We start from the raw sequence: 4,480 nt of genomic DNA, 5'->3' as shown, positions 1-4,480 counted from the left end.
CCGCCCAGAACCTCCGCAAACTGGCAAAGATCTTTCCTGCACCGCAGCAACCGCGAAACGCCTGACAGAAAAGGTGCTCGCGCAACGTTCAGCCGTCGATATTCTGCGCCAGCGAACGCCTGTTTTTCCACAGAATCAGCCCAGACCGGCCATTCGTCAGCGAGATTATCGCTGCGTCGGAACCTACCCGAAGCTGTCATTCGTGTTGGGGCGATTGACCCCACAAGGATTGACTTGTCGCGCCTCATCAAGGCAAGGCGCGCACATCTTCGGCAGCGAAGTCGATGAGCGTCCGTATTTTTCGAGGTAGTGTCCGACCCTCAAGGTAAACGGCGGTAATCGGCCCCCCATCCATGTTGAAATCCTCCAGCAAAGGAACGAGGCGCCCGGTCTCCAGCATGTCCGAGATAGCAAACCGCGGGGCATAGGCGACCCCCATGCCGACCGCGGCCAGCTCTATTGCTGCCCTTGCTGAGTTGACATGGAACCGGCCCCGCACCTGGGCGACGACCTGGGTGCCGTCTTTTCTGAACGTCCACCGATGCGGCTGGCGCCGGTTCGTGTCGACGATGCAGGCGTGCCGAGCGAGGTCATCTGGTGTTCGCGGTGCCCCATGCTCATTCACGTAGTCTGGATGCGCCACCAGTGAGCTGTGAAACGTGCCGAGCTTGCGCGTCTTCAGTGACAACGTCTCCGACACGCCCATCCGGAACGCCAGGTCTATGCCTTCTGCGGCCAGGTCGACGTAGCGATCGTCCAACCTCAGGTCGAAAGTCAGATCCGGGTGCGCTTCGGCGAACCGGGCCAGCATGCCGGCCACGTAGACTTCGCCGAAGGTCACGGGTGCTGAGACCCGGATGATCCCGGTCAAGCCGCGCGCCCCCTCCGACACGTTGCTCAGAAGAGCATCAAGCTCGTCGAGGACGGCTGGTGCTCGGGCGAGAAGGTCTTCGCCGGCCGGCGTCAACCCGACCTTCCGGGTTGTCCGCTGAAGCAACCGCGTGCCAAGCCGCGATTCCAATCCGGCTACGTATTTGGAGGTCAGGCGGTTCGAGACCCCCAGTTGCTCTGCACCTGCGGTGAAAGAGCCGGTCCGAGCGGTGGCCACGAAGGCCTTGAGTTCGTCGACGATGTCCATGGGCACCCTTTTAGGAACAAAATGGCGATAGTCATTCCATAACATCGCCATTTTATAGAAGATTGGGAAGTCTTACCTTCGCTTCAGTGGACAACAGGCCGCCCCGAGGGGTGGCGAACCGAAGGAGAAATGAAATGCGTATCGCAATTATCGGAAACGGCAACGTCGGCTCCGGGCTCGCCCAGGTGCTGGGCCAGGCCGGTCACGAGGTGTCCGCCATCGGCCACAACGACGACCTCTCCGCCGCCGTCTCCAAGGCGGAGCTGGTGGTTCTGGCCACGCCCTATGGCGCCGTGGCCGATCTTGCCGGCAAGGCCGACTTCGCCGGCAAGACCGTCATCGATGTCTCGAACCCGGTGACCGAGGACTTCTCGGGTCTCCAGGTCGGGCACAAGACCTCGGCCGCCGAGGAGATCGCATCCCGACTGTCCGGCGCGACGGTGGTGAAGGCGTTCAACACGATCTTCGCGCAGCACTACGGGACGGGCCTCAAGGTGAACGGACAACCGATCCAGACCTTCGTCGCCGCCGATGACGAGGCCGCGCGCGAGAGCGTCAAGGCGCTCGCCGCCGAGATCGGCCTCGAGCCGGTCGATTCCGGCCCGCTCGCCAACGCTCGCTACCTCGAGCCCATCGGCTTCCTGAACATCCAGTTCGGCTACGTCTTCGGTCACGGCACCGGGATCGCGCCGCGCTGGCAGTTTTCCTGACACCCCAACCCCACGAAGCATCTGACATGACCACGCAAACCAATACCGACTATGCCGCCGCAGCCCTTCGCATCTCGACCGGCGTCCTTTTCCTCGCCCATGGCTGGATGAAGGTGAGCGCCTTCACGATCCCCGGCACCGTCGCCTTCTTCGAAAGTCTCGGCTTGCCAGGCGTGCTGGCCTATTTCACGATCTTTGCCGAGCTGGCGGGCGGCATCGCCCTGATCCTCGGCGTCGGCACCCGTCTCGTTTCGATCGCGCTGATTCCCGTCCTCCTTGGTGCGACATGGGCCCATTCCAGCTTCGGCTGGAGCTTTTCGAATGAAGGTGGCGGCTGGGAATACCCGCTGTTCTGGACTGTGGTGCAAGGTGTCATCGCCGTTCTGGGGCGCGGAGCCTTTGCCCTGCGCGTGCCCGAGCTCGACCGGCGCCTCGGCCAATTCGCCTGACCGCCCTCGTCGGCCGTGGGTCACCGCCCGCGGCCGCGCTCTTTCACAAGGAGATCCGACATGACCATTGGCAACGACTTCTTCGACATGCATGCGGCGCCGCTTCGCATCGGGACGGTCCGGCTCAAGGTGCGCGATCTTGATGTGGTCTCGACCTTCTACCAGAGTGTGCTGGGGCTCAACCCGGTCGCGACCAGCGAACATAGCGTCACCCTTGGCGCCGGGAGCACCCCACTTCTGGAACTCGAGGGCGACCCGAGTCTCTCCCCGCTCGATCCCCGGCAGGCCGGTCTTTTTCACACCGCCTTCCTGTTGCCAACCCGATCCGACCTGGCCCGCTGGGTCGCTCACGCTGCCGAGGCGCGCGTGCCCCTGCAGGGGGCCTCGGATCACATCGTCAGCGAAGCGTTCTACCTCGCCGATCCAGAGGGCAACGGCATCGAGGTCTATGCAGACCGCCCGGTCTCGGCCTGGCATGGCGAGAACGGCGAGATCCGGATGAGCACCGACCCGCTGGATCTGCCGGACCTGCTGCAAAGCGCCGAAGGCACCGAATGGTCGGGTTTCCCCGAGGGCAGCATCGGCCATGTCCACCTGCAGGTGGGCGACACGGGCGAGGCCGATGGATTTTACCACGACGTGCTCGGCCTAGATATCGCGGCGCGCTATCCGGGCGCCAGTTTCTACGGCAGCGGCGGCTACCACCACCAGCTTGCCGGCAATATCTGGAACAGCCGCCGGGCCGGCAAGCGCCCCGAGGGTATCGCCGGTCTCGATGCCGTCGAAATTATTGTCCGGAACCCGCAAGACCTCGCGGCCATTGCCGCACGCGCCGAAAGCGTCGGCATTGCCAGCATCACGAACACGGGCGCCCTGACCCTGCACGACCCCTGGGGCACCGCCATCACGCTCAGGACCTGAGGAGAGACGACCATGCTGAGAAACGGAAAATGGGTTGCCGAGTGGCAGCCGGTTCAGGCCAAGGACGAAAAGGGCGGCTTCGTCCGCCAGACCTCCAGCTTCCGCAGCTGGGTCACGCCTGAGGGCAACGCCGGGCCGACCGGCGAGGGTGGCTTCAAGGCAGAGCCAGGCCGCTACCACCTCTATGTCGCGCTGATTTGCCCTTGGGCATCCCGGACGCTTATCGGGCGCAGGCTGAAGGGGCTGGAGGATGCGATCTCGGTCTCCGTGGTCGAACCGGAACTCTCCGACCAGGGCTGGCGGTTCGGCGATCTGGCCGAGGCTGAAGGCGCGTCCTACATGCACGAGATCTACACCCGGGCCGATCCGACGATCTCGGGCCGAGCCACGGTGCCGGTGCTGTGGGACAAGACGCGCGGGACCATCGTGAACAACGAGTCCGCCGACATCCTGCGGATGCTGAACTCCGGCTTCGGAGAGCTGGCGGACGACAGCATCGATCTCTACCCGGCGGACCTCCGCGAGGAAATTGACGCGCTTAACGAGCGCATCTATCCGAGCTTGAACAACGGCGTCTACCGCACGGGCTTCGCCACCACGCAGGTAGCCTACGAGGAGGCATTCTGCGACGTCTTCGCGATGCTCGATGAACTTGAAAGGCGTCTCGCTGACGGTCGCGAGTTCCTTTTGGGAGATCGCTTCACCGAGGCCGATGTGCGGCTCTTCGTGACGCTGGTCCGCTTCGATGTGGCCTATCACGGCCTCTTCAAATGCAACCTGCGCCGCATCGCGGACTATCCCGCCCTGAGCCGCTACCAGGAACGGATCCTCGCCATCCCCGGGGTGCGCGATACGGTCAGCATCGACCACATCAAGCGCGGCTACTACTCGATCAAGGCGCTGAACCCCACCGGCATCGTGCCGGTCGGGCCGGAACGGGCCCCGGTCTGAAGCTTCGGTCCTCCTCCTCGATCAAAACCCTGGCGCGCGCGAGGCGAGCCAGCCCCGCCAGCCACTGCTCACTCGGAACCCGAAAGCCGCCACGACCCTGGTGACGGCAGTCCAGAAATGTCCGCTTTTAGATCACCGAAGTCGCCGCTTCGCACTTGCAGAGAATGTCAGCTTCCCGCCGATTCTGTGGAAAAACAGGCGTTCGCTGGCGCAGAATATCGACGGCTGAACGTTGCGCGAGCACCTTTTCTGTCAGGCGTTTCGCGGTTGCTGCGGTGCAGGAAAGATCTTTGCCAGTTTGCGGAGGTTCT

General features: G+C 63.7%; 6 protein-coding genes. 4 read left to right on the top strand and 2 right to left on the bottom strand.

What is annotated here, in order from left to right:
* Nucleotides 1-247 precede the first annotated feature (247 nt).
* Nucleotides 248-1,138: a LysR family transcriptional regulator gene (locus JJ869_RS22250; protein ID WP_292270913.1), complete on the bottom strand. Its 891-nt coding sequence runs from the start codon at nucleotides 1,136-1,138 to the stop codon at nucleotides 248-250.
* A gap of 134 nt (nucleotides 1,139-1,272) precedes the next feature.
* On the opposite strand from JJ869_RS22250, the gene JJ869_RS22245 reads away from it, so the two are divergent.
* The 4 genes from JJ869_RS22245 to JJ869_RS22230 are packed head-to-tail and all read left to right on the top strand — an operon-like array spanning nucleotide 1,273 to nucleotide 4,169.
* Nucleotides 1,273-1,848 carry a F420-dependent NADP oxidoreductase gene (locus tag JJ869_RS22245; RefSeq protein WP_292270912.1) on the top strand — a complete coding sequence of 192 codons (576 nt, stop codon included), beginning with the start codon at nucleotides 1,273-1,275 and terminating at the stop codon, nucleotides 1,846-1,848.
* 26 nt (nucleotides 1,849-1,874) lie between these two features.
* Complete coding sequence (locus tag JJ869_RS22240) at nucleotides 1,875-2,297, top strand: DoxX family protein (protein WP_292270909.1); 423 nt, start codon at nucleotides 1,875-1,877, stop codon at nucleotides 2,295-2,297.
* A gap of 60 nt (nucleotides 2,298-2,357) precedes the next feature.
* A complete protein-coding gene (locus JJ869_RS22235) occupies nucleotides 2,358-3,218 on the top strand; it encodes a VOC family protein (RefSeq protein ID WP_292270907.1) in 861 nt (286 codons plus the stop codon).
* Nucleotides 3,219-3,230: 12 nt separating this feature from the next.
* Nucleotides 3,231-4,169 (top strand): glutathione S-transferase family protein, encoded by a 939-nt coding sequence (locus tag JJ869_RS22230; RefSeq protein WP_292270904.1) that lies wholly within the window; start codon nucleotides 3,231-3,233, stop codon nucleotides 4,167-4,169.
* 127 nt (nucleotides 4,170-4,296) lie between these two features.
* Here JJ869_RS22230 and JJ869_RS22225 read toward each other — a convergent pair.
* On the bottom strand, nucleotides 4,297-4,480 hold a 184-nt coding region (locus JJ869_RS22225), incomplete at its 5' end, for a hypothetical protein (protein WP_292270902.1).

Origin of the sequence: Marivita sp. (assembly GCF_017643905.1) — a bacterium.
Lineage (GTDB): Bacteria > Pseudomonadota > Alphaproteobacteria > Rhodobacterales > Rhodobacteraceae > Marivita.
This window is presented reverse-complemented; position numbering and strand designations above follow the sequence as displayed.